Origin of the sequence: Streptomyces sp. NPDC051214 (genome assembly GCF_040682375.1) — a bacterium.
Lineage (GTDB): Bacteria > Actinomycetota > Actinomycetes > Streptomycetales > Streptomycetaceae > Streptomyces.
Genome location: NZ_JBFBAT010000019.1, coordinates 96,131 through 120,295, shown reverse-complemented (window position 1 = coordinate 120,295; position 24,165 = coordinate 96,131). Strand labels below are relative to the sequence as shown.

Here is a 24,165-nt window from a genome sequence, read left to right as displayed (position 1 = left end):
GCAGGAAAGAAATAAAATGTGACGTGCCGTCATGATCGGTTCAGGACATACGAGTTCACCCGCCGAGGCGGGTGAACAAGGGGAAAGCCCTGGCTAAGGGAGCTGCCGCAGCGCAGCCCTGTCGATCTTGCCCGTCGCGCCCCGGGGCAGGGCATCCCGCTCGATGCGCAGGTCTTCGGGGATGGCGGCCCGGGTGAGCCGCTGCGCGCAGTACCGGCGCAGCTTCAGCACTCCCAGGCCGGCGCCGGGGACGGCGCGGACGAAGGCGCGCAGCCGGTGTCCGGCCAGCTCGTCGGGGACGGCGACGACCCCGGCCTCCACCACGTCCGGATGGTCGAGCAGGACCTGCTCCACCTCTTGGACGTTGACGCGCGTGCCGCGCACCTTCACCTGGAAGTCGTTGCGGCCGACGAGGGTCAGGCACCCGTCGGCGTCGCGGTGCACGACGTCACCGCCCGCGAAGTACACGCGCGGCACACCGGCCGCGTCGTCACGGGTGACGAAGCCGCCTTTCGCCGCGCCGGAGCCGAGGTAGCCGCGGCCCTGGAACGGCGTACGGACGACGAGCTCGCCCGTGCCCTCACCGGGGAGCGGCAGCCCGTCCGCGCCGAGGACCAGCGCGTCGACGCCCGGCAGCGGAGTGCCGAGCGGCAGCGGCTCCCCCGCGCTCATGGCCGTGCGGTCGGCCTCGTACAGGAAGCTGTCGTTGGTCTCCGTGCAGCCGTACACGTTGCAGAAGCGGGCCTCGGGGAAGAGGTCCGGCATGGCGGCGAGCACCTTCGGCGGCATCGTGTCGCCGGTGAACAGGACGTGGCGCGGGGCGGTGAGCCGTGCGGGCGCGGTGGGCTCGGCGTCCTGGAGCAGCCGGTAGAGCATGGGGACGCCCTGCACGAGCCGGACGCCGTGCCCGTCGATCAGATTCCGCAGATAGGTGCCGTCCCCGGCCCGGTCGGCGTCCACGCGCACGACGCTGCCGCCCGCGGCCAGGGTCGCCCACACCTCCAGGAGGGACAGGTCGAAGTTGAGCGGGGCATAGCTGAGCACCGGGGTGCCGGGCCCGATGCCGAAGCGCCGGGCCGCCCAGGTGATGAACGCCTCCACGCCGTCGCGGGGCAGCGGGACGACCTTCGGCACACCGGTCGACCCCGACGTGGTGAGCATCAGACCCACCCCGCCGGGCACGGCCGGTCCGGCGGCATGATCCGGCTGCGGCTCCACCTGCCGGACGTTCACATCACCCATGCGACCGGAGGGTTCGGGCGCGAGAATCCACTCCGCTCCCGCCCTCCTGACGAGCTCGCCCAAGGTGTCCTCGCCCAGCTCCGCGGACGGCAGCAGCACCGGGCGGTCCTCGGCGAGGCAGGCGATGGTCAGCCCGACGGTCGCCGCCGAGGTGGGCGCGTACACACAGACCGGGGCGTCGGCGGGGACGTGCGCGTCACGCAACGCGTCCCCGAACACCGTTGCCTGCGCGGCCAGTTCGCCGTACGTGACGACTCCGGCGGAGGTGATCAGCGCAGGGGCCGTCGGCGTACGCCCGGCGTGTTCCTTGAAGGACGCGAGGAAGGTGAGGGACGGCACGGTCGAGTCAGCCCAATCCGCTTGATGGGTACGGCACTTGCAGAGGTCAGCAGGTGCCGTACCGGCTGTGTGCGAAGACGAGCGGCCGCTGGTCGGCGAGAGCGCCCGCGGAGACGACTTCACCGATGACGATGTGATGGTCACCGGCGTCGACGACGCGCGCGAGGGTGCAGTCGAGGTAGGCGGCGGCGTCGGCGAGGACGGGCGCACCGGTCCAGGCGGTGGTCAGCCGCTGGCCGGCGAACCGGTCCACGCCGGTGGCGCAGAACTGGCGGGCGATCCGCTCCTGGCCGCTGCCGAGGATGCTCACCGCGAAGTGGCCGGCGGCCTCGATGGCCGGCCAGGTCCGTGACGTCCTGCTGATGCAGAACAGGACCAGGGGCGGTTCGAGCGAGACCGAGGTGAAGGAGTTGATCGACACGCCGGCCGGTCCTTCCGGCGTGTCGGTCGTCACCACGGTCACGCCCGTCGCGAGGCTGCGGAGCACGGAACGCAGGTGCGGGGGTGGCACGACGGGTGTCATCTGGCGCGATGCACCGCGCATGTCCGGCTGTGGCACGTACGTGGGTCCTCTCCTCGGCGGCGTGGGCCCGGCTCAGCCGAGCATCGGCCGGGTCTTCTCCGCGAAGAGGCGCAGGGTGCGCTCCATCATCGCGTAGGGCTGGCCGCCGAAGTCGACCTGCCACAGGATGGTGTCCATGCCCAGGGCGTTCTGCATCTCGTCGACGCGACGGGCCGCGGTCTCCGGTGAACCGATGATGCCGTTGCCGCCCGCTCCCTTGCCGCCGGCCTCGACGGACTTGGACAGGGCCTGGCTGTAGCCCTTGTAGTCGGGCGAGTCGACGGTCAGGACCGACTCGGCCGCCTCCTTCCAGACGTCGATGTACTCCTGGAGGTAGGGCTGGGCCGACTCCATGGCCTCCTCGTCGGTGTCGGCGAGGACCAGCGGCACGACCATGGCGGTCTGCGGCGTACGGCCGGTGTGGCCGTGGTGCTTCTCGAACTCCTCGCGGTAGGCGCTGACCAGGCCGTTGACGTGCTTGAACGTCTCCGGCTGGGGCGACGCCGTCACGAGCAGGTTGTAGCCCTGCTCACCGGCCCAGCGGAAGCTGCTCTCCGACATGATGGCGCAGATCCACACCGGCGGGTGGGGGCGCTGGACCGAGGCGGGGAAGGAATTGGCGTTCTCGTAGCGGTAGTACGGGGTGTTCTCGGTGACGTTCTCCTGCGTCCACAGCCGGACGACGGAGTCGACCGTCGTACGGAAGCGCACGATGCTCTCGTCCATGCTCACGCCGAACGCGTCGAACTCGTACGGCAGGAAGGCGCGGGCGAAGCCGACGTCGAGGCGGCCGCCGCTCATGACGTCGACCTGCGAGGCCTCGGCGGCGATCTGAATGGGGTGGTGGAAGGAGGCCTGGATGCCGCCGGTCAGCAGCCGGATGCGCTGGGTGCGGGCCGCGACGGCGGAGAGGAAGGCCAGGGGGCTCGGGCAGTAGCCGCCCGCGGCGTGCAGGTAGTGCTCGGTCATCTTGATGTGGGAGAAACCCAGTTCGTCGCCGAGCTCCGCGAGGCGCAGCACGTCGGCGAAGTACTCGGGAGCCGAGCGCACCTCCGGGCGGCAGTCGGGAAGCAGCGAGATGCCGTAGTTCATCGAACCCTCCTGGGGGCGCGGGGTGTCGGATCTGCGGGCCGGCACGTCGGGGGCGGCACAGCCATGTCGCCGGCGGAAGCCTCGGCTACGCCAGGCGAACCTATGCAGCCACGGTGGCCCCGTCAGCCCCCTACCGGGGAATCAGGACCCCCTTAACTGCCGCGTGCGGCACAGGGGTTCGGGGCTGGGGGGCGGTGAGGGGAAGAGGGTGGGGGAAGGTGGGGGTTACTCGGCCGGGATGGCCGACTGCAGGGCGGGGCCGAGGTCGGAGCGCTGCTTGACCGACAGCTTGCGGTAGATGCGGGTCATGTGCTGCTCCACGGTGCTGACGGTGACATACAGCTTCTCGGCTATCTGGCGGTTCGTGTGGCCCTGGCCCGCGAGGACCGCCACGCGTTTCTCGGCGGCGCTCAGGACGGTGACGGTGGAGGTCTCCGGCGCGGCGGCGGGGCCGGCACCGGGGCGTTCGGCGCCGCCCGTCATGGGGATCAGCATGGCCTTGAGCGGTCCCGCGCCGCACTGGTTGGCCAGCTTGAGGGCGCGCGCCGCGGTGACCTCCGCGTGGTCGTGCTCACCGAGTGCCTTGTAGGCGTGCGAGAGGCCGACGAGCGCCTGGGCGAGACCCAGACGGTTGCCGACGTGCTGGGACCGTTTGGCGGCCTCCTTGAGCGGGGTCACGGCGGCCCGTGCGTCCTTGGTCGCCGCCCAGGCCCGCAGGGTCAGCCCCCAGGCCTCGTGCTGGTCGGGCCCCAGGAGGCTCTGCTGTTCCTTCAGGAGGGCGACGGCCTGCTCCGTCTCCCCCAGGCACAGGTGTGCGTGGGCGGCGCTGGTGCGCCAGGAGAAGACCGCGGGGCTGTCGAAGCGCCAGCGGGCGAGCGTCTCGCCGACGGAGTTGAAGTCCCGTAATGCCGCCTTGAACTGACTGGCCGCCAGGTAGTAGTGGCCGCGTGCGTTGAGATAGGCGACCCCGAAGAGGGTCTGGGACGCGGCGGGCGGCATCTTCATCGTCAGATACGTGGCGGCCTTCTCGTAGTGGCCCATCGCGGTGGCGGTCTGGATGAGCAGGGAGAACGGCAGACCGATGACCACGCCCCAGCTCTCGGGGGCCACCAGGGCGAGGGCGGCCTGGGTGACCTGGGCGGACTCGGCCAGCTCGCCCCTGCGCAGATGCACGGCCGCCTTGAGGGTCATGAACAGCGCCCGCCACATCGGGGTGTGTTCGACGGTGGTGGCGCCGAGCAGGGAGTCGCACCAGGAGGCGGCCACGTCGAGGCGATCACCGAACACCATCGTCATCAGCGCCGAGGTGACCGGCAGGAGCGTCTTGTCGTCGAGGTGTGTGGTGAGCAGGATCTGCTCGGCCTTCTGCACCGCCGCTTCCAGATGGCCCTCACGCAGCACGGCTTCGAGCATGGCCACCGTCTGGTGCTGCGGCGCCCACAGCGAGGAGGCGACCGGGGAGGACGGGTGCGGCGGCTGCGCGGGGCTCCCCATCACCTCGTCGGCGAGGCCGGGGAAGAAGTACGGCAGCCACAGGGCCGCCGAGTCGAGTTCGGGCAGCCCGTCGGGGTGCCCGGTCGCCGCCTCGCCGTTGCGGCGTATGTCGCGCAGGGTCTCCAGGGCTTGGTCCAACTGGCCGTCCCACAGCAGATAGTGGAAGGTGCGGACGGCGTCGTCGCCGGTGAGCACACCCGCGCCGACGGCCTCGACGAGCTCCGGCAGATAGCGCTCGACGGCACCCGCGGGGTTGCTGCGCCACTCGGCGCTGATCAGCATGGAGGCGAGCCCGGCACGCTCGGCGGGGTCGCCGCAGGCGCGATGGGCGCAGCGCAGATAGCGGACGGCGGCGCTCGACCGGCCTTCCGCCAGGGCTTGTTCGGCGGCGATGCGCAAGGTGGCCGCACACCAGGGCTGCTGTTCGCCGGAGGCCAGGATGTGCCTGGCGACGACGGAGGCGGCTTCACCGGCCTCGTGCAGCAGGTGGGCGGCCTGTGTATGGAGTTTCTTGCGTTCACCGCCGCTCATGCTGCTGAGCACGGCGGAGCGCGCGGCCCCGTGGCGGAAGCGGCAGCCTTCCACGAGGCCGGTGGAGCGCAGGACGTCGACGGCCTGGGCGAGCAGGGAGAGGTCCTGGCCGAGGAACCTGCCGAGCAGAGGGAGTGTCGCCTGCTGACCCAGGATGGCGATGCCCTGGGCCGTCTCCTGGACCAGGCGTGAGTCACTGCGGTGCAGCAGGTCGAGTACGGCACGTCGGTGGGCGCTGCCCGCTGCGGGCAGCCCGGATATCAGGTCCGGCTTGGACTGGAAGTCGTCGATGAGTGCCTTGACGAGGAGCGGGTTGCCGCCGCTCATCCGGTGGATGGGTCCTGCGAGGTGGCCGGCCGTGCTCGGCAGGAGCTCTCCGGCGATGGTGGCCGCGACCCCCGCCTCGGTGAGGAGTTCGACCGCCACGCGGGAGCAGCCGGGGGAACGCAGCAGCTCGGACCTGACGTCACGCGGGATCGGGGCGAGGAATTCCGCTTCGCTGAGGACGAGCAGGACCCGGGCCGAGTGGAGTCGGCGGGCCAGGTGGAGCAGGCACTGCAAGGAGGCGTCGTCCGCGAACTGGGCGTCGTCCACGAGGATGACGACGGGCCGGCTGCGGGCCAGGTCCCTGAGCGCCTCGCACACGACGCGAGAGAGCGACATGGTGCTACATCGTCCGCCGGGTGCGGCCCGGTCCGGCATGAGGCCGTCGGACGTCTCCTTCATCCAGCTGACAATGGCTTGCTCAATGCACGGCGCGCACGTTTCACAGGCCTGGAAGATCTGTTCAAGTACGCCCAGGAACATGGACTGTTCGGCGCGTGAGGCATTGGCGCTCAGGACGGCGGCGCCGCGGCTCTCCGCGTACTCCGCGAAGGTGTGCAACAACGTTGTCTTTCCACTGCTCAACGGACCGCTCACCAAGGCGACCGAAAACTGTCCCGCCATACTCCGCTTCAGTAAGTGATGAAGTTCCATGAACGGAGCATCACGCTCCGTGAGCTCCAGCATCAATCCAGCTTGCCCCATGGCTCCCCCGTTCCTACGGCTTGGACACTTCTTGGCAGACATGACCGGCCGATGTGACAGTGGATGGAGACCAGCACCGTGACCTGAAGTCTGCCGTGTTGATCAAAAGCACTTCACCGCGAGTGACAAAGACCGAAGCCAGTCGTCGGTGTCGCCACTCAACCGAGAGCACAGTAGCATTTGGTTGACCAGTCACGGAACCCGCAATTTCGCTACCACGGGCCTGGTGACAGATACCCCGAACTGCGCCTAATTACTGGCACCGACAACACTACTGATCGCGAGTGAAGCGGAATTCAACTTTCCTTTTGTCACCCCCTCCGCCCCTCCCCCTACTCCGCGCCGCCCCCTACTGGGGCGCGGACACTTAGGGGTGACCTACGGGTATGGAGGGACCCGGCCCACGACGGACACTCGCCGTACATCTCTGTCCTCCCTCACCCCTTCCGGAGTGGACTTATGGCCGACGCGAGCGCGGGTTTCACCGGTGCGGTACCGGCACCCGAGCAGATGCACGAGCTTGACTTCATGCTTGGCACAATGTCATGCATTCTCAATACCGGAACAAAGATCACCGGAGAGATCAAGCCAGTCCTGAGCGGCCACTATTACGAGTTCGAATTGACGGCGAACCGGACGAACGGCGAGCAGCTCAGCGGCAGATGGCTGCTCGGATGGAACTCCACCGACGCGGTGTTCACCAGCTACTACTACGACGACACGGGAATGCAGGGATTCTCCACCGCTCCCGGCTGGCAAGACGGTGAGCTGCCCTTCCAGGGCCGCTACACACTCGCGGATTCACATGTCGAAGTACGCACCGTCTTTCGACGGGTCGACGAGGACAACTTTGTCATACATGAATCAATGCTCAAGAATGGCGAGTGGGTTCTGCTGGACACCCAGGAGTGCCACCGCACGCGCTGAGCGTTTCGCTCCGGCGGCACAACGGGCTGTGACCGACCCCAGGGGGTCGGTCACAGCCCGTTGTGCGGCGGGCCGCGGTCGCCGGACCGCGGCCGGCCGCCTCACGAAGCGCCGAACTCCCGGTCGATGAGGTCGAAGAGCTCGTCGTCGGTGGCGAGTTCGTCGGCGGCGGGCCCGTCGGCGGACCGTGCGCCGGCCAGGGCCACCCGCTCTCCCCGCACCGCGCGGGCCAGGGCCTCCAGGCTCCCCGCGATCAGCTGGCGGTCGTCGCCCTCGCCGAGTTCGGCGACCGCGCGTTCCAGCTCCCCGATCCGGGCGAGGACGGTGGGGGCGGCAGGCGCGCCGCCGAGTTCGGCGTCGATGTGCAGAGCCAGGGCGTGCGCGGTCGGGTGGTCGTAGATCGCCGATGTGGGCAGGTGGAGCCCCGCGGCGTTGTTCAGGCGGTTGCGCAGCTGGACCCCGGCCAGTGAGTCGAAGCCGAGGTCGCGGAAGGGGCGCCGCGGGTCGATGGCGTCGGCGCCCGGGTGCTGGAGCACGACCGCCGCCTGGGCGCGTACGAAGTCCAGGAGCGCCGTGGCCCGTTCGGCGGGCGGCAGCGCGGCGAGCCGGTCCTTCAGGGTGCCGGTGTCCGTGCCGTCGCCGTCGGGCCGGGCCGCGGGGTGGGCCGTGCTCACCTCCGGCAGCTCGGCCAGGAGGGGGCGGCGCGGTTGTGCCGCGCCGGAGTAGCGCCGCCAGTCGATGTCGGCGACCATGGCGAGCGGTTCGTCCTGATCCAGGGCCCGGCGCAGCCCCGCGAGGGCGATGCCGGGCTCCATCAGGCGGATCCCGCCCTGCCGCAGCCAGTTGGTCGGCACGCCCTCGGCCATGCCCTTCCCGGCCCACGCGCCCCAGGCTATCGAGGTGGCGGGCAGCCCTTCGGCCCGGCGTACGGCGGCGAGGGCGTCGAGGTGGGCGTTGGCGGCGACGTAGTTGCCCATGCCGAAGCTGGGCAGCAGGTTCGCGCAGGACGAGAAGAGCACGAAGGCCGTGAGGTCCCGGTCCCGGGTGAGGTCGTGGAGGTGGTCGGCCGAGGTGGCCTTCGCCCGTACGACGGTCTCCAGCTGCTCGGAGGTGAGCACGGGCAGGAAGCTGTCGTCCACGACGCCGGCCGTGTGGAAGACCGCGGTGAGCGGCCGATCCGCGGGGAGGGCGTCGAGGAGGGCCCCGAGCGCACCGCGGTCGGCGGCATCGCAGGCGGCGACGGTCACTTCGGCGCCGAGTGCGGTGAGTTCGGCCGTCAGCTCGGCGGCGCCGGGGGCTTTGGGGCCACTGCGGCTGATGAGCAGCAGGTGACCGGCGCCGGCACCGGCCAGCCACCGCGCGACGTGGGCGCCGAGCGCTCCGGTGCCGCCGGTGACCAGGACGGTGCCGAGGCCGCTGGGCCGCCAGGCCGGGGCCGCGGGCGTCTCTCCGGCGGGCGCGGGCCGTACGAGGCGTCGGGCGAGGATCCCCCGGGGACGGACGGCCAGTTGGTCCTCGCCCTCGATGCCGGCGAGAACACGGCACAGGCGTTCTTGCGCGGCGGAGGTCACCTCCGGCGGCAGATCGGCCTCGCCTCCCCAGCGCCGCGGGTCCTCCATGGCCAGCGCCTGGCCGAAGCCGAAGACCTGCGCCTGGACGGGACGTGGCGGCGCGTCGTGCGTTCCGGTCGTGACGGCGCCGCAGGTGAGCAGCCACAGCCGGGCGTCGGTACCGACGTCGTCCAGGGCCTGGATCAGCGCGAGGGTGCCCGCGAGGCCCGCTGTCAGCGCCGGGTGCCGGGGGTGAGGGGTCTCGTCCAGGCCGAGGAGGGAGACGATGCCGACGGGCCGGGTGGCGCAGTCGTCGAGCGCCTCGCGGAGGAGTGCGGCGAACTCGTCACGATCCGTGCTCTCCGTGCTCTCCGTGCTCCCTCTGGGGACCACGACAACCTTCGGGTCTCCGCCTCCGTCGGCAAGGGCCCGGCGGCAGCCTTCGGCCCACGGGTGGTCGAGGCTCGCCTCGGAGACGATGACGAGCCAGGTGCCACAGACGTCGGCGGGGGCTTTGTCGCCGCCGCGCTTCTGCGGCACGGTCTTCCAGCGGACCCGGTACTGGGACGCGTCGACGGTGACGTCCTCGCGACGGCCACGCCACCAGGAGGACAGGGCGGGAAGCACAGGGGTGAGGGTGTCGGTGTCGAGGTCGAGGGTCTTGGCCAGGACGTCGGCGTTGCCCTGCTCCACGTCCGCCCAGAACTCCGCGTCGGCGAGGCTCACTTCGTCGGCCACGGCACCGGTGCCGGCGCCTGCCGTCGCGGTACGCGTGTCGAGCCAGTACTGCTGGTGCTGGAAAGGGTAGGTGGGCAGGTCGACCGGCCGGGGGCTCGTGGGCCACCGTACGGGGGTGCCGTGGGTCCAGGCCTGCGCCAGGCCGGTGAGGAACGTGCGGGGTTCAGGCTTGTCCGCCCGCAACAACGGCACGACCACGGCCTCCCGGTCACCGGTGCCCCACTCCGCCACGCATTCGGCAGCCGGTCCGGACAGGACGGCACCGGGACCGACTTCCAGCAGGACGTTCGCCCCATCCTCGACCAGCCAACGCACCCCGTCAGCGAAACGCACCGCCTCGCGGACATGCCGCACCCAGTACCCGGGGGACGTGATCTCCTCGGCGGTGACCGGGCGCCCGGTCACATTGCTCATCAGCGGGATACGCGGCGCCGACAACTCCACGCCCGCCACCACCCGGCCGAACTCCTTCAGCACCGGCTCGACGAGGACTGAATGGAAGGCGTTCGCTATGTCGAGGCGACGCACCCGCCGACCCTGCCCGCGCCACCACTCGCTCGCCCGCTCCAACGCATCCTCGGCACCGGACAGCACCACCGACCGCGGCCCGTTCACCGCAGCCACCTCGCCACTGGCACCAGCACCGGCACCGGCACCGGCAGCCAGCCAGTCCCGTACCTCCACCTCACTCGCCTCGACCGCCATCATTCCTCCGCGCGCAGGCAATTCATCCATCAACCGCCCCCGCGCAGCCACCAGACGGCACGCATCCCCCAGCGACAGCACACCCGCCACATGAGCCGCCGCGAACTCGCCCACGGAGTGCCCCATCACATGATCCGGGCGTACCCCGAACGACTCCACCAACCGGAACAAGCCCACCTCGAAGGCGAACAACCCCGCCTGCGTGAACACCGTCCGGCCCAGACCCTCGACCTCGCCGAACACCACATCCCGCAGCCGCACCCCCTCCACACCCACATGGGCGTCCAGGTGCCCGCACGCCTCGTCGAAAGCCGACGCGAAGACAGGGAAGGCTTCATACAACTCCCGGCCCATGCCCGGCCGTTGCGCACCCTGTCCGGAAAAGAGCATGGCCGTACGTGCCGCGCCCTGTGCCTCTCCGTCCACGACCGCGCCGCTCGTGCCACCATCGGCCAACGCGGCGAGGCCCGTCGCCAGCTCCTGGTCGTCACCGGCCACCACCACCGCTCGATGCGCCAGAACCCCACGCCGCGCGAGGCCCCTGCCCGCTTCCCGCGGGCTCAGCCCTTGTTCCGCCACCGCGTCGCGGACACGTGCCGCCAGTCCACGCAGGGCCCCCGGTTCGGCTGCCGACATCGGCACCGCCACCGGCACGGACCCGGGCGGCTCCGACCCGTCCGGCTCGTCCGGCTCATCCGGCCCCCGCGGCGCCTCCTCGACGATCACATGCGCGTTCGTGCCGCTGACCCCGAACGACGACACACCCGCCCGGCGCGCCCGCTCCCCCGCCGGCCACGGCCTGGCCTCGCGCAGCAGTTCCACGCCACCTTCGGACCAGTCCACGTACGGCGTGGGCTCGTCCACGTGCAGGGTCGGCGGCAGCATCTGGTGCCGCAGCGCGAGCACCATCTTCATCACGCCGGCCGCTCCGGAGGCGGCGGCGGTGTGTCCCAGGTTGGTCTTCACCGAGCCCAGCCACAGCGGCCGGTCCTCCGCGCGCCCCTGCCCGTACGTGGCCAGCAGCCCCTGCGCCTCGATCGGGTCCCCCAGCCGGGTCCCCGTACCGTGCGCCTCCACCGCATCCACCTCGACCGGTGAAAGCCCAGCATTTGCCAACGCGGCCCGGATCACACGCTGTTGAGACGGGCCGTTCGGTGAGGTCAGTGAACTGCTCGCGCCGTCCTGGTTCACGGCGGAGCCGCTGACGACAGCCAGGACACGGTGGCCGTTGCGGCGGGCGTCGGAGAGGCGCTCCAGCACCAACAGTGCCGCTCCCTCGCCCCAGTTGGTGCCGTCGGCCGCCGCCGCGAACGCCTTCACCTGGCCGTCCGCCGCCAGAGCGCGCTGCCGGGAGAACTCCACGAAGGCCACCGGTTGCGCCATCACCGCGACTCCGCCCGCCAGTGCGAGGGAGCACTCCCCTCGGCGCAGGGAGTGGCAGGCGGTGTGGAGGGCGACCAGCGAGGACGAGCAGGCCGTGTCGAGGCTGACAGCCGGGCCTTCGAGGCCGTACGTGTAGGAGACGCGTCCCGAGATGACGCTGGGCAGGTTGCCGGTGAGGGCGTACCCCTCCGCTTCCTCGGGGACGGAGGCAAGACCCTGGAGGTATTCGGAGGGCGAGGCGCCCACGAAGACGCCGGTGTCGCTGCCCCGCATCCCCAGTGGGTCAAGCCCCGCCCGCTCGAACGCCTCCCACGCCACCTCCAACAGCAACCGCTGCTGAGGGTCCATCGCCAGCGCCTCACGCGGCGAGATCCCGAACAGACCCGCGTCAAAACCCGCCGCATCCTTCAGAAAGCCACCCACGCGCACGTACGACGTCCCCGCGTGCTCCGGGTCGGGATCGTAGAGACCCTCCACGTCCCACCCCCGATCCGCCGGGAACTCCTCCATCGCGTCCCGGCTGCCCGCCATCAACTCCCAGAGGTCTTCCGGGGATTCGACCCCTCCCGGGTAACGGCAGGCCATCCCCACGATCGCCACCGGCTCACGCGGGGCCTCGGTGAGGCGGCGGTTCTGGCGGCGGAGGCGTTCGGACTCCTTGAGCGACGTACGGAGCGCTGCGACGAGTTCGTCGGTCGTTGCGGCCATCAGTGGCTCTCCTCATCGGCCGTAGCCATCTTGATCAGTTCGTCGACGTCGACCTCGTCGATCACGCCGTTGGTCGCCTCTTCGTCCTCGTACGCGTCGGCGGAGGGTGCGGTGGCCGCGGCGGCGTCGGTTTTCCGGTCCGCCAGGCGCAGCAGTGCGTCCAGCAGTCCGGCGTCCCGCAGCCGGTCAAGGGGGATGGCCGTGAGCGCGCGGCGGATGTCGTCGTCGCGTTCCGGTGCCGTGCCGCCGGGAGCCGGGGGCTGCGGGCCGTCGTCCCCGGTGAGCTCGGTGTGGATGCGCCGGGTCAGCGCGTTGGGCGTGGGGTGGTCGAAGACGAGGGTGGCGGGCAGGCGCAGGCCGGTGGCCGCGTTCAGGCGGTTGCGCAGTTCGACCGCGGTGAGCGAGTCCAGGCCCAGGTCCATCAGGCCGCCTTCGGGGTCGATGGTCTGGGGTGAGGGGTGGGAGAGGACGGTGCCCAGGTGTGTACGGACCACGTCCAGGAGGAAGCGGTGCCGTTCCGACTCGGGGGTGGCGGTCAGCCTGCGCAGCAGGGAGTCGGAGCTTCCGGTGCCGGTGCCCGCGCTGCGCCGTGAGGAGGCGCGGACCAGGCCGCGCCAGATCGGCGGCAGCACACCGGAGTCGGCGAGCCCGCGCAGCCGTCCCATGTCGACGGGGGACGCGAGCAGGGCGGCCTGGTCGACGCGGCCGCCCGCGTCGAAGACGGCCATGCCCTGGTCGCCCGAGATCGGCAGGGCGCCGGTGCGGGCGATGCGGGCCAGGTCGGCCTCGTCCAGGTGTCCGCTCATGCCCGTGGCCTGGGCCCAGATGCCCCAGGCCAGGGACAGCGCGGGCAGGCCCTGGGCCCGGCGGTGGGCGGCCAGGGCGTCGAGGAACACATTGGAAGCCGCGTAGTTGGCCTGTCCGGGGGCGCCCATGGTGCCGGAGGCCGACGAGTACAGGACGAAGGCGGTGAGGTCCAGGTGCCGGGTCGCCTCGTGGAGGTTGACCGCCACGTCCACCTTGGGACGCAGTACCCGCTCGAACTGCTCAGCCGTCAACGACCCGATCAGCCCGTCGTCCAGCACACCCGCTGCATGCACAACCCCTCGCAGCGGGAACTCCTTGGGGATGGCGGCGATCAGCTCGTCCAGCGCCGCACGGTCGGCCACATCACACGCCGCCACACTCACCCGCGCACCGAGGCCCGAAAGCTCCTCCGCCAGTTCCTTGGCGCCCTCGGCCCGGTCACCACGGCGGCCGGCCAGGATCACATGCCGTACGCCGTGCTCCACCACCAGACGCCGCGCCACCAAACCACCCAGGACACCCGTACCACCCGTGACCAGGACACTTCCGTTCCGGTCCCAGCCACCCGGCATCCGCAACACCAACTTGCCCACATGCCGCGCCTGACTCATGAAACGCAACGCCTCAGGCGCCCGCCGCACATCCCACACCCGCACCGGCAGCGGACGCAGCACACCCGCCTCGAACAGCTCCACGATCTCCGCCAGCATCTGGCCGATGCGCTCGGGGCCCGCCTTGATCAAGTCGCAGACGTGGTAGGCGACTCCGGGGTGTGCGGTGGCGACGGCTTCGGGGTCGCGGAGGTCGGTCTTGCCCATCTCGACGAAGCGGCCACCGCGAGGCAGCAGCCTCAGCGACGCGTCCACGAACTCACCCGCGAGCGAGTCCAGGACCACATCCACCCCGCGCCCGTCGGTCACCCCGAGGAACTTCTCCTCGAACTCCAACGACCGACTCGAAGCGATCTCACCGTCCGCGAACCCCATCTCCCGCAGCACGTCCCACTTCTTGGGACTCGCGGTCACCAGGGCCTTGGCTCCCCAGTGGTGCGCCAGTTGTACGGCGGCCATGCCGACGCCGCCGGTCGCCGCGTGCACCAGGACCGTCTCGCCCTCGCGCAGGACCGCCAGATCCGCGAGGCCGTAGTACGCGGTGAGGAAGACGGTCGGGACGGAGGCGGCCTGTTCGAAGGTCCAGCCGTCGGGGATCGGGACGACGTAGTGGCGATCGACCACCACGACGGGGCCGAAGCCGTTGGGCATGACGCCCATGACGCGGTCGCCGACGACGAGACCCGTGACTCCGGGGCCGGTCTCCAGGACGATGCCGGCGCCTTCCGAGCCGAGGCCCTTCTGGTCGGGGACCATGCCGAGGCCCACGACGACGTCACGGAAGTTCATGCCCGCGGCGCGCACGGCGATGCGTACGGTGCCGGGCTCCAGCGGTGCCTCGGCGTCCGGGGCGGGCAGCAGCGCGAGGTCGTCGAACGTTCCGGTGGCCCCGGTGGTCTCCAGGCGCCAGGCGGCTCCGGGCGGCGGCACGAGTGCGCCGTCCGCGCCGACGCGAGCGAGCCGCGGGACGAGCACCTTGCCGTCCCGCAGGGCGAGTTGGGCCTCGGTGGTGGCGATGGCGGCGGGCAGGGCGGGACCCCACGCGGCGTCGTCAACGTCGATGTCCAGCAGCGTGAAACGGCCGGGATGTTCCGCCTGCGCGGAACGGATCAGGCCCCAGACGGGGGCCGCCGCCAGGTCGGGTACGTCGCTGTCGGCGCCGACGGCGACCGCGCCCCGGGTGACCACGACCAGCCGGCAGCTTTCGAGGCGGTCGTCACCGAGCCAGGCACGCACGGCCACCAGGAGCTGATCGAGCACGCCCCGCACGTCGGCCGCCAGGCCGTCACCGGGAGGAGCCACGAGGCCGTTACCGGTGTCGGAGACTCCGCCGGTGACCGTGAGCACGGCCGTGTCCGGCAGCGGCTCCCCGGCGTCGGCCGCCGCCAGGAGGTCGGCCACCGAGTCGTGGTGGCGGGTGGACACGGTGCCCGGGGAGGCGGCGGCGATCCGCAGTGGGTCGGGGCCGATGAGCGCCCAGGTACCGGAAGCCGGTGTCTCAGGAACCTCCGTCGGGGTCCAGTCGAGTTCGAACAGCGAGTCGTTGGCGCCGTCGCCGGAGCCGCGCAGATGCCCGGCCGAGACGGGGCGGGCCATCATCGAGGCGGCCGAGAGCACGGGCTCACCGGCGGCGTCGACGGCGTGCACGCTCACGGAGCCCTCGGCGGTCCTGGTGATCCGCACCCGCAGCGCGGCGGCGCCGGACGCGTGCAGGGAGACGCCGCTCCAGGCGAAGGGCAGCCAGGTGCCCTCCTTCGGCAGGAGACCGCCGAGGCCCAGGGTGTGCAGGGCCGCGTCCAGAAGCGCCGGGTGCAGTCCGAAGCGGGCGGCTCCGTCCCGCACCACGTCGGGCAGGGTGACCTCGGCGAAGAGGGTGTCGTCGGCGCGCCAGGCGGCGGTCAGGCCCTGGAAGGCGGCGCCGTAGCCGTGCCCGCGGTCCGCCAGGTCCGCGTACATGCCCTCTGCCTCAAGCGGCTCGGCACCCACCGGGGGCCACGCTCCAAGGCTTTCGAAGGCCGCGGTGTCGGCGGTGCGGTTGGCCGCGAGGAGACCCCCGGCGTGCCGCGTCCAGATGCCGCCTTCCTCGGGCCGGGAGTACACCGCGACCTCCCTGCGGCCCCGCTCGTCGGCGGCACTGACGGCGACCTGGAGGCGGACGCCGCCGCGCTCGGGCAGGACGAGCGGGGCTTCGAGGGTGAGTTCCTCGATGTGGCCGCAGCCGACCTCGTCGCCGGCGCGGATGGCGAGCTCGACGTACGCGGTGCCGGGCAGCAGCACCACACCGGCCGCCGCGTGGTCGGCGAGCCACGGGTGGGTGCTGAGCGAGAGCCGCCCGGTGAGCAACACCCGGTCGTCGTCGGCCTGTTCGACGGTCGCGCCGACCAGGGGATGGCCGGGGGACGTCAGACCCGCCGCGGAGACATCGCCGTCCTGGGGGTCGGGGTCCACCCAGTAGCGGTCACGCTGGAAGGCGTACGTGGGCAGCTCGGCCCGCGGGGTGCCGACGGGGTGCAGGGCGCTCCAGTCGACGGGCACGCCCTGCGCCCAGGCCTGGGCCAGCGCGGTGCAGAAGCGCCGCGGGCCCCCCTCGTTGCGGCGCAGGGTGCCAAGGGCCACGGCCGTCGCGCCCTCCGCGTCGACGGTCTGCTCGATGCCGGGGAGGACCACGGGGTGGGTGCTGACCTCGATGAACACCTCGTGTCCCGCGGCCAGCAGGCTCCGTACGCCGCCTTCGAAGTCGACCGGCTCACGCACGTTGCGGTACCAGTACGCGGCGTTCAGTTCGCCGGTGTCGAGGAGCTCGCCGGAGACGGTGGAGCAGAACGGAACGTGTGACGTCTCGCCCTGGATGTCCGCCAGTTCGGCGAGCAGCGCGTCCCGCACCTGTTCGACCTGCGGCGAGTGGGAGGCGAAGGTCACCGGCACGACGCGGGCCTGGAGTCCGTCGGCGACACAGGCGGCCACCAGGTCCTCGACGGGGCCGGGCTCGCCGGAGATGACGGTGGACGACGGACCGTTGAACCCGGCGACCACGACCGCGTCGTCCTCGGCGCACCCCAACTGCGCTATCCGCGCTCGCACTTGATCGGCCGGGAGGCCCACGGAAGCCATGGCGCCCTTGCCGGTGAGGACCTCGGCGAGCAGCCGGCTGCGCAGCACGATCACGCGTGTGGCGTCTTCGAGGGACAGCGCCCCGGACACACAGGCGGCAGCGACCTCACCCTGGGAGTGGCCGATCACCGCCGCGGGACGCACCCCACACGCCTGCCACAACCGCGCCAACGACACCTGCACCGCGAACATCACCGGCTGCAACACATCAATACGCTCCAGCCAGCCCTCCTCCTCACGCCCCAGAACCTCCACCACCGACCAACCCGTCAACGGCTCGATCACCCCGGCACACGCGGCCACCGACTCCGCGAACACCGGCGAACTCTCCAACAACTCCCGCGCCATCCCCCGCCACTGAGACCCCTGCCCGGGAAACACGAACACGGGGCTGACCTCGCCGCGTGCGACGCCGTCCACGACGCTCTCCACGCTGGTGTCACCGTCGGCCAGGGCGCTCAGGCCGGCGGCCAGTTCGTCGTGGTCGGCCGCGATGACCACGGCGCGGTGCGCGTGGGCGGTGCGGTGCGCGAGGGCGGCGCCGACGGATTCCACCGAGGGCGCCGTGCCGGATGCGGTGAGGAACTCGCCCAGGCGGGCGGCCTGGCCGCGCAGCCCGGCCGTGCCCCGGCCGGAGACCGGGACAGCGGTGAAACCGAGAGGGGCCTCGACGGGGGGCGCGGACTGCTCGGCCGGGGCCGGTTCCGGTTCCCCGGTGGTGGTCCGCTCGGGGGCGGCGGGTGCCTCCCCCAGGATCAGGTGCGCGTTGGTGCCGCTCATGCCGAAGGAGGAGACGGCCGCGCTCCGCGGGCGGTCGCCGGCCGGCCAGGCACGGGCTTCGGTGAGCAGACTGACCGCGCCCGACTCCCAGTCGACGTGCGGGGTCGGGTCGTCCGCGTACAGGGACGGCGGCAGCGTCTCGTGGCGCAGCGCCATCACCATCTTGAGGACCCCGGCGACACCCGCGGCGGCTGCGGCATGCCCCATGTTCGACTTCACGGAGCCGAGCCACAGCGGGTCGTCGGCCGTGCGGGCCTGCCCGTAGGTGGCGAGCAGGGCCTGCGCCTCGATGGGGTCGCCGAGCTTGGTCCCGGTGCCGTGCGCCTCGACGGCGTCGACGTCGGCGGCCGTCAGGCCCGCGTCGGCGAGGGCCTGCCCGATGACCCGCTGCTGGGAGGGGCCGTTGGGCGCCGTCAGGCCGTTGCTCGCGCCGTCCTGGTTGACGGCCGACCCCCGGATCACCGCGAGCACCGTATGCCCCTGGCTGCGTGCCCGCGAGAGGCGCTCGACCAGCAGCATCCCCACGCCCTCCGCCCAGCTCGTGCCGTCGGCGGCCGCGCTGAAGGAGCGGGCGCGCCCGTCGGCGGAGAGGGCGCCCTGCCGGGAGAACTCGACGAAGGCGCCGGGCCCGGACAGCACATTGGTGCCGCCGGCCAGCGCGAGGTCGCACTCGCCCTGGCGCACCGCCCGGCACGCCAGGTGCAGGGAGACGAGCGAGGACGAGCACGCCGTGTCGACGGTGACCGCGGGCCCCTCGAGACCCAGGACGTAGGAGATGCGGCCGGACGCGACGCTCAGGGCGTTGCCGGTGATGGTGTAGCCCTCCAGGTCCTGCGGCACCTGGGTCAGGCGGGAGAGGTACTCGGAGCCGCCCGCGCCGACGAACACGCCCGTACGGGTCGCCTGGAGGGCCGCCGGGTCGAGCCCCGCGCGTTCCAGTGCCTCCCAGGAGACTTCGAGCAGGATGCGCTGCTGCGGGTCCATGGCCAGGGCCTCGCGCGGCGAGATCCCGAAGAACTCCGCGTCGAAGCCCGCCACGTCGTCGAGGAACCCCGCGCCCTTCGTGTAGAAGGTGCCGGGCCGCTCCGGGTCGGGGTCGTACAGGCGGTCGAGGTCCCAGCCGCGGTCCTGCGGCATGGGCGTGACGAGATCGGCCCCCTCGACGATGCGCTCCCAGAACGCCTCCGGCGAGTCCGAGCCGCCGGGGAACCGGCAGGCCATGCCCACGATGACGATCGGGTCGTCGTCGGGCCCCGCCACGTCGCGCGCGGGGACGAGGGCGGCGGTGTCCGGCGTACGCTGTCCGCCGGGGAGCTGCTCGTCCACGTAGCGGGCGAGGGCGGCCGGACTCGGGTGGTCGAAGACCAGGGTCGCCGGGAGGCGCAGGCCGGTGGACGCGATGACGCGGTTGCGCAGTTCCACGGACATCAGGGAGTCGAAGCCGAGGTCCTTGAAAGCCTGTGCGGGGCCGACGGCCGCGGGGCCCGAGTGTCCGAGCACGGCGCCGACGTGGGCGCGGATCAGTTCCAGGAGCACACGCTTGCGCTCGTCCCCGACCAGTGCGGCGACGCGGCTCGCCTGTGTCGTGCCCTCGCCGCTCCCGCTGCGCGCCCCCGTGCGGTCCGCGCGCCGCCGGGCGGCGCGGATCAGGCCGCGCCACAGGGGTGACACGGTGCCTTGCCCGGCCTCCTCGCGCAGCCGGGCGAGGTCGATGCGGGCGGCGAGCGGTGCCGGGTGCGTGCAGGCGCGGGCGGCGCCGAGGAGCGTGAGGGCCTGGGGCGTGCTCATGGGGCGCAGGCCGGTGCGGGCCAGGCGGGCCCGGCCGGGGGCGTCGAGGCGGGCGGTGATGCCGCCCGCCTGTTCCCACTGCCCCCAGGCGACCGAGGTGGCCGGCAGTCCGCGGGCACGGCGGTGGGCGGCGAGGGCGTCCAGGCAGGTGTTGGCGGCGGCGAACGCGGCCTGTCCGGGACCAGCGAGCAGCCCCGCCGCCGCGGAGAACAGCACGAAGGCCGACAGGCCGAGACCGGCGGTGAGTTCGTGTAGATGCCGTGCGCCGTCGGCCTTGGGGCGCAGCACCTCCGCGAGACGTTCGGGGGTGAGCCCCGCGAGCAGGGCGTCGTCAAGGACTCCCGCGGCGTGGATCACCGCGGTCGGCGGATGTTCCGCGAGGAGCCGGGCGAGCGCGTCACGGTCGGCGACGTCACAGGCGGCGACGGTCACTTCGGCACCGAGCGCGGTGAGTTCCGCGTGGAGCGCGGCGGCACCAGGAGCGTCGGCGCCCTGCCGCGAGACCAGGACGAGCCGCCGTACGCCTTGCTCGCTCACCAGGTCCCGGGCCACGGCCGCTCCGAGCGCCCCGGTGCCTCCGGTGATCAGGACGGTGCTCTCGGGGTCCGGTGTGAGGGGCGGGGGCGTGGCGTCGGACTGCTGGGCCCGGGTGAGGCGCGGGACGAGCAAGGTGCCGTCGCGCAGGGCGAGTTCGGGCTCTTCCGCTGCCAGGGCCGTGGCCAGGTGCGCGGACCAGTTTTCGTCTCCATGTGCGGCGCCGGGGTCCGCATCGAGGAGGATGACGCGGCCGGGGTGTTCGGCCTGGATGCCGCGTACGAGGCCGGGGACGGCGGCCGCACCGAGGTCCGGCACGTCGCCCGCCCCGCCGTCGGCCGAGGCCGCGACGGCGCCGCGCGTGACGACGACGAGGCGCGGCCCATGTTCCGGCTGTGATTCCGATTCCGGCTCCGGTCGCTCCTGGGCGAGCCAGGTTTGCAGGGCGTGGAGCACTTCTCGCGCGGGGGTGAGCGGGTCACCGTCGTCGGCGGTGGTGCTACAGCGAAGGACCACCGCGGGCGGCAATGGAGTACCGGTGGCGCGGAGTTGGGGAACGCCTGCGAAATCGACGTAGCCCGCCTCATTTTCCCGTACGGGATCGGGGGCGGCGCCGGTCAGCGGTGTCCAGGTCACGCGGAACAGTGCGTCGGCGAGGTGGCCGCGGGCCGTGTCGCCGCCCAGCTGCTCGGGGGTGACGCGGCGTGCCACCAGGACGGGCGCCGAGAGCACCGTACGGCCGCTCGGGTCCGTCAGCAGGAGAGCCACGGTGTCATCGGCGGTACGGGTGATGCGTACGCGGACGTCGGCCGCCCCCGTCGCCAGCAGGGTCACGCCCTGCCAGACGAACGGCATCCGGGTGCCCTCCTCGCCGCCGGCCTGCATGCCGAGGTCGAGCGTGCGCAGGACGCGGTCGAGCAGCGCCGGGTGCAGCCCGAAGCGTTCGGCTTCGGCGCGCAGTTCGTCGGGGAGCCCGACTTCCGCGAAGGTCTCCTCACCGCGCCGCCAGGCACGGGCGTCCGCTTCGGTGCCGGGGACGGGCTCGGCTCCTGGCGGCGGCCAGGCGGTGAGTTCCTCGGCGGTGTCCACGGGCGCGGCTTCGCTCAGGAAGCCGCCCGCGTGCCGCAGCCAGCCGCTGTCGCCCACCCGGGAGTGCACGGCGAAGGCCCGGCGGCCTTGAGGGTCGGCGGCCTCGACGACCACCTGGAGCTGGACCTCGTCCGCCTCGGGCAGCACCAGCGGCGCCTCCAGGGTGAGCTCCTCGACGCAGGCGCACCCCACGGCGTCACCGGCACGCACCGCGAGCTCGACGTACACCGATCCGGACAGCAGAGGCTGCCCCGCGGGCGCGTGGCCGCCGAGCCAGGGCTGGGCACGCAGGGACATACGACCGCCGAGGACCGTACCGCCCCCGTCGGCCAGCTCCACGGTCTCGCCGAGCAGCGGGTGGCCCGGGGACGACGCCGAGGCGTGATGGAGCCAGAAGGGCTGATGCTGGAAGGGGTAGGTGGGCAGGTCGTCGACCGGGCGGGAGCGGGTGGACCACCGCACCTGCGTGCCGTGGGTCCAGGCCTGCCCCAGGCCGGTGAGGAACGTACGGGGTTCCGGCTGGTCCGCACGCAACAGCGGCACGACCACGGCTTCGCGCTCACCGGCGCCCCACTCGGCCACGCATTCGGTCGCGGGCCCGGCTAGGACGGCGCTGGGACCGACTTCGAGCAGGACCGTGGCCCCGTCCTCCACCAGCCACCGCACCCCGTCCGCGAAACGCACCGCCTCACGCACATGCCGCACCCAATAGCCGGGGGAAGTGACCTCATCGGAGGACACCGGACGCCCGGTCAGGTTGCTCACCAGCGGGATACGCGGAGCCGACAACTTCACGCCCGCCGCGACCCGGCCGAACTCCTCCAACACCGGCTCGATCAAAGAGGAATGGAAGGCGTGCGACACGTCGAGCCGACGTACCCGCCGCCCCTTCTCGCGCCAGTACTCCCCCGCCTGCTCCACCGCATCCTCGGCGCCGGACAACACCACCGACCGCGGCCCGTTCACCGCAGCGACCTCCACCGCGACATCAGCGGTGAGCCACTCCCGTACCTCTGACTCGCTCGCCTCGACCGCCACCATCGCCCCGCCCGCAGGCAGGGCGTCCATCAACCGGCCACGCGCGGCAACCAGTTCGCACGCGCCCTCCAGTGACAGCACCCCCGCCACATGAGCCGCGGCGAACTCCCCCACCGAATGACCCATCACGTAGTCCGGGCGCACCCCAAAGGACTCCGCCAACCGGAACAGCGCCACCTCGAAGGCGAACAACCCCGCCTGCGTGAACACCGTCCGGCCCAGACCCTCGGCCTCACCGAACACCACATCCCGCAGCCGCACCCCCTCCGCACCCAGATGCGCATCAAGGTGCCCGCACGCCTCATCGAAGGCGGCAGCGAAGACGGGGAACGACTCGCACAACTCACGCCCCATCCCCGCACGTTGAGCACCCTGCCCGGAGAAGAGCAACGCCGTACGCGCCCGCGCGGCCGTCACCCCCTCCGCGACCGCACCGCTCACACCACCCCGCGCGATGGCGTCAAGGCCCGTAGCCAGCTCCTGGTCGTCACCGGCCACCACCACCGCCCGGTGCGCGAGACCGCCACGCCGCGCAAGCCCGGCCGCGACCACCGGCGCGGACAGCTCCCGTTCGGACACCGCGTCGCGCACGAGCACCGCGAGGTCACGCAGCGCGCCCGGTTCGGCGCCCGACAACGGCACCACCACCGGCATCACTACCGGCACGGCCCCGGACCCGGCCTGCTCCGGCTCTGCCGGCCCGCCGGGAGCCGGAGTCTCCGTCGGTGCCTCCTCCAGGATCACGTGCGCGTTCGTGCCGCTGATCCCGAAGGACGACACGCCCGCCCGGCGCGTGCGCTCGCCGATCGGCCAGGCGCGGGCCTCCGTCAGCAGGCGCACGTCTCCCGCGGACCAGTCCACTTCCGGCGTCGGTTCGTCCACGTGCAGGGTCGGCGGCAGCATCTGGTGTCGCAGGGCGAGCACCATCTTCATCACGCCGGCCGCTCCGGAGGCGGCGGCGGTGTGTCCCAGGTTGGTCTTCACCGAGCCCAGCCACAGCGGCCGGTCCTCCGCGCGCCCCTGCCCGTACGTGGCCAGCAGCCCCTGCGCCTCGATCGGGTCCCCCAGCCGGGTCCCCGTACCGTGCGCCTCCACCGCATCCACCTCGACCGGTGAAAGCCCAGCATTTGCCAACGCGGCCCGGATCACACGCTGTTGAGAGGGGCCGTTCGGCGCTGCGAGGCCGTTGCTGCGGCCGTCCTGGTTCACGGCGGAGCCGCGTACGACGGCCAGGACACGGTGGCCGTTACGGCGGGCATCGGAAAGGCGCTCAAGCACCAACAGGCCAGCGCCCTCGCCCCAGTTGGTGCCGTCAGCCGCCGCCGCGAACGCCTTCACCCTGCCGTCGGCCGCCAGGCCGCGCTGGCGGGAGAACTCGGTGAAGAGGGTGGGCGTCGCCATGACGCTGACGCCGCCGGCCAGGGCGAGGGAGCACTCGTTCTGGCGCAAGCCCTGGCAGGCCATGTGCAGGGCGACGAGTGCGGAGGAACAGGCCGTGTCGAGGCTGACGGCCGGGCCTTCGAGGCCGTACGTGTAGGCGACGCGCCCGGAGACCACGCTGGCGACGTTGCCGGTGAGGGCGTACCCCTCCAGGTGCTTCGGGACGTGCCCGAGGCTGCCCATGTACTCCGAGTTGGGTGCGCCCACGAAGACGCCGGTGTCGCTGCCCCGCATCCCCAGCGGGTCGAGACCGGCCCGCTCGAACGCCTCCCACGCCACCTCCAACAACAACCGCTGCTGAGGGTCCATCGCCAGCGCCTCACGCGGAGAGATCCCGAACAGACCGGCATCAAAACCCGCCGCGTCCTTCAAAAAGCCGCCCACGCGCACGTACGACGTCCCCGCGTGCTCCGGGTCGGGATCGTAGAGACCCTCCACGTCCCACCCCCGATCCGCCGGGAACTCCTCCATCGCGTCCCGGCTGCCCGCCATCAACTCCCAGAGGTCTTCCGGGGATTCGACCCCTCCCGGATACCGGCAGGCCATCCCCACGATCGCCACCGGCTCACGGTGGGCGGTCTCGGCGTCCTGGAGGCGGCGCCGGGTCTGGTGCAGTTCGGCGGTGACGCGCTTCAGGTAGTCGATGAGGTTGCGTTCGTCAGTCATG

Annotated in this window: 7 protein-coding genes; 1 reads left to right on the top strand and 6 read right to left on the bottom strand. The window is 72.1% G+C overall.

Going from position 1 to position 24,165, the window contains the following annotated elements:
* Nucleotides 1–93: 93 nt before the first annotated feature.
* From AB0M70_RS37405 to AB0M70_RS37390, 4 genes are all read right to left on the bottom strand, one after another.
* Complete coding sequence (locus AB0M70_RS37405; protein WP_365827480.1) at nucleotides 94–1,581, bottom strand: AMP-binding protein; 1,488 nt, start codon at nucleotides 1,579–1,581, stop codon at nucleotides 94–96.
* A gap of 46 nt (nucleotides 1,582–1,627) precedes the next feature.
* Nucleotides 1,628–2,104, bottom strand: coding sequence for a flavin reductase family protein (locus tag AB0M70_RS37400; RefSeq protein WP_365827478.1), 477 nt, complete (start codon nucleotides 2,102–2,104; stop codon nucleotides 1,628–1,630).
* 72 nt (nucleotides 2,105–2,176) lie between these two features.
* Nucleotides 2,177–3,235 carry an LLM class flavin-dependent oxidoreductase gene (locus AB0M70_RS37395; protein WP_365827476.1) on the bottom strand — a complete coding sequence of 353 codons (1,059 nt, stop codon included), beginning with the start codon at nucleotides 3,233–3,235 and terminating at the stop codon, nucleotides 2,177–2,179.
* A 225-nt stretch (nucleotides 3,236–3,460) separates the two neighbouring features.
* Nucleotides 3,461–6,271, bottom strand: coding sequence for an AAA family ATPase (locus tag AB0M70_RS37390; protein ID WP_365827474.1), 2,811 nt, complete (start codon nucleotides 6,269–6,271; stop codon nucleotides 3,461–3,463).
* Nucleotides 6,272–6,748: 477 nt separating this feature from the next.
* Here AB0M70_RS37390 and AB0M70_RS37385 point away from each other — a divergent pair, with 477 nt between their 5' ends.
* A complete protein-coding gene (locus tag AB0M70_RS37385) occupies nucleotides 6,749–7,216 on the top strand; it encodes a DUF1579 family protein (protein ID WP_365827472.1) in 468 nt (155 codons plus the stop codon).
* Between the two features lie 101 nt (nucleotides 7,217–7,317).
* On the opposite strand, the gene AB0M70_RS37380 is transcribed toward AB0M70_RS37385, so the two are convergent.
* Both AB0M70_RS37380 and AB0M70_RS37375 read right to left on the bottom strand, forming a co-directional pair.
* The gene (locus AB0M70_RS37380; RefSeq protein WP_365827470.1) at nucleotides 7,318–12,300 is read right to left on the bottom strand and encodes a type I polyketide synthase; all 4,983 of its coding nucleotides are present in this window, start codon (nucleotides 12,298–12,300) and stop codon (nucleotides 7,318–7,320) included.
* Nucleotides 12,300–24,164, bottom strand: a complete 11,865-nt coding sequence (locus AB0M70_RS37375; protein WP_365827468.1) for an SDR family NAD(P)-dependent oxidoreductase — start codon at nucleotides 24,162–24,164, stop codon at nucleotides 12,300–12,302. The genes AB0M70_RS37380 and AB0M70_RS37375 overlap by 1 nt, the downstream gene beginning before the upstream one ends.
* Between the last annotated feature and the right edge of the window lies 1 nt (nucleotide 24,165).

What these genes read in the sequence shown, in the direction of transcription:
- AB0M70_RS37400 (WP_365827478.1), bottom strand. Translation starts at nt 2,104, where the DNA reads ATGACACCCGTCGTGCCACCCCCGCACCTGCGTTCCGTGCTCCGCAGC.
- AB0M70_RS37395 (WP_365827476.1), bottom strand. Translation starts at nt 3,235, where the DNA reads ATGAACTACGGCATCTCGCTGCTTCCCGACTGCCGCCCGGAGGTGCGC.
- AB0M70_RS37375 (WP_365827468.1), bottom strand. Translation starts at nt 24,164, where the DNA reads ATGACTGACGAACGCAACCTCATCGACTACCTGAAGCGCGTCACCGCC.
- AB0M70_RS37385 (WP_365827472.1), top strand. Translation starts at nt 6,749, where the DNA reads ATGGCCGACGCGAGCGCGGGTTTCACCGGTGCGGTACCGGCACCCGAG.
- AB0M70_RS37380 (WP_365827470.1), bottom strand. Translation starts at nt 12,300, where the DNA reads ATGGCCGCAACGACCGACGAACTCGTCGCAGCGCTCCGTACGTCGCTC.
- AB0M70_RS37390 (WP_365827474.1), bottom strand. Translation starts at nt 6,271, where the DNA reads ATGCTGGAGCTCACGGAGCGTGATGCTCCGTTCATGGAACTTCATCAC.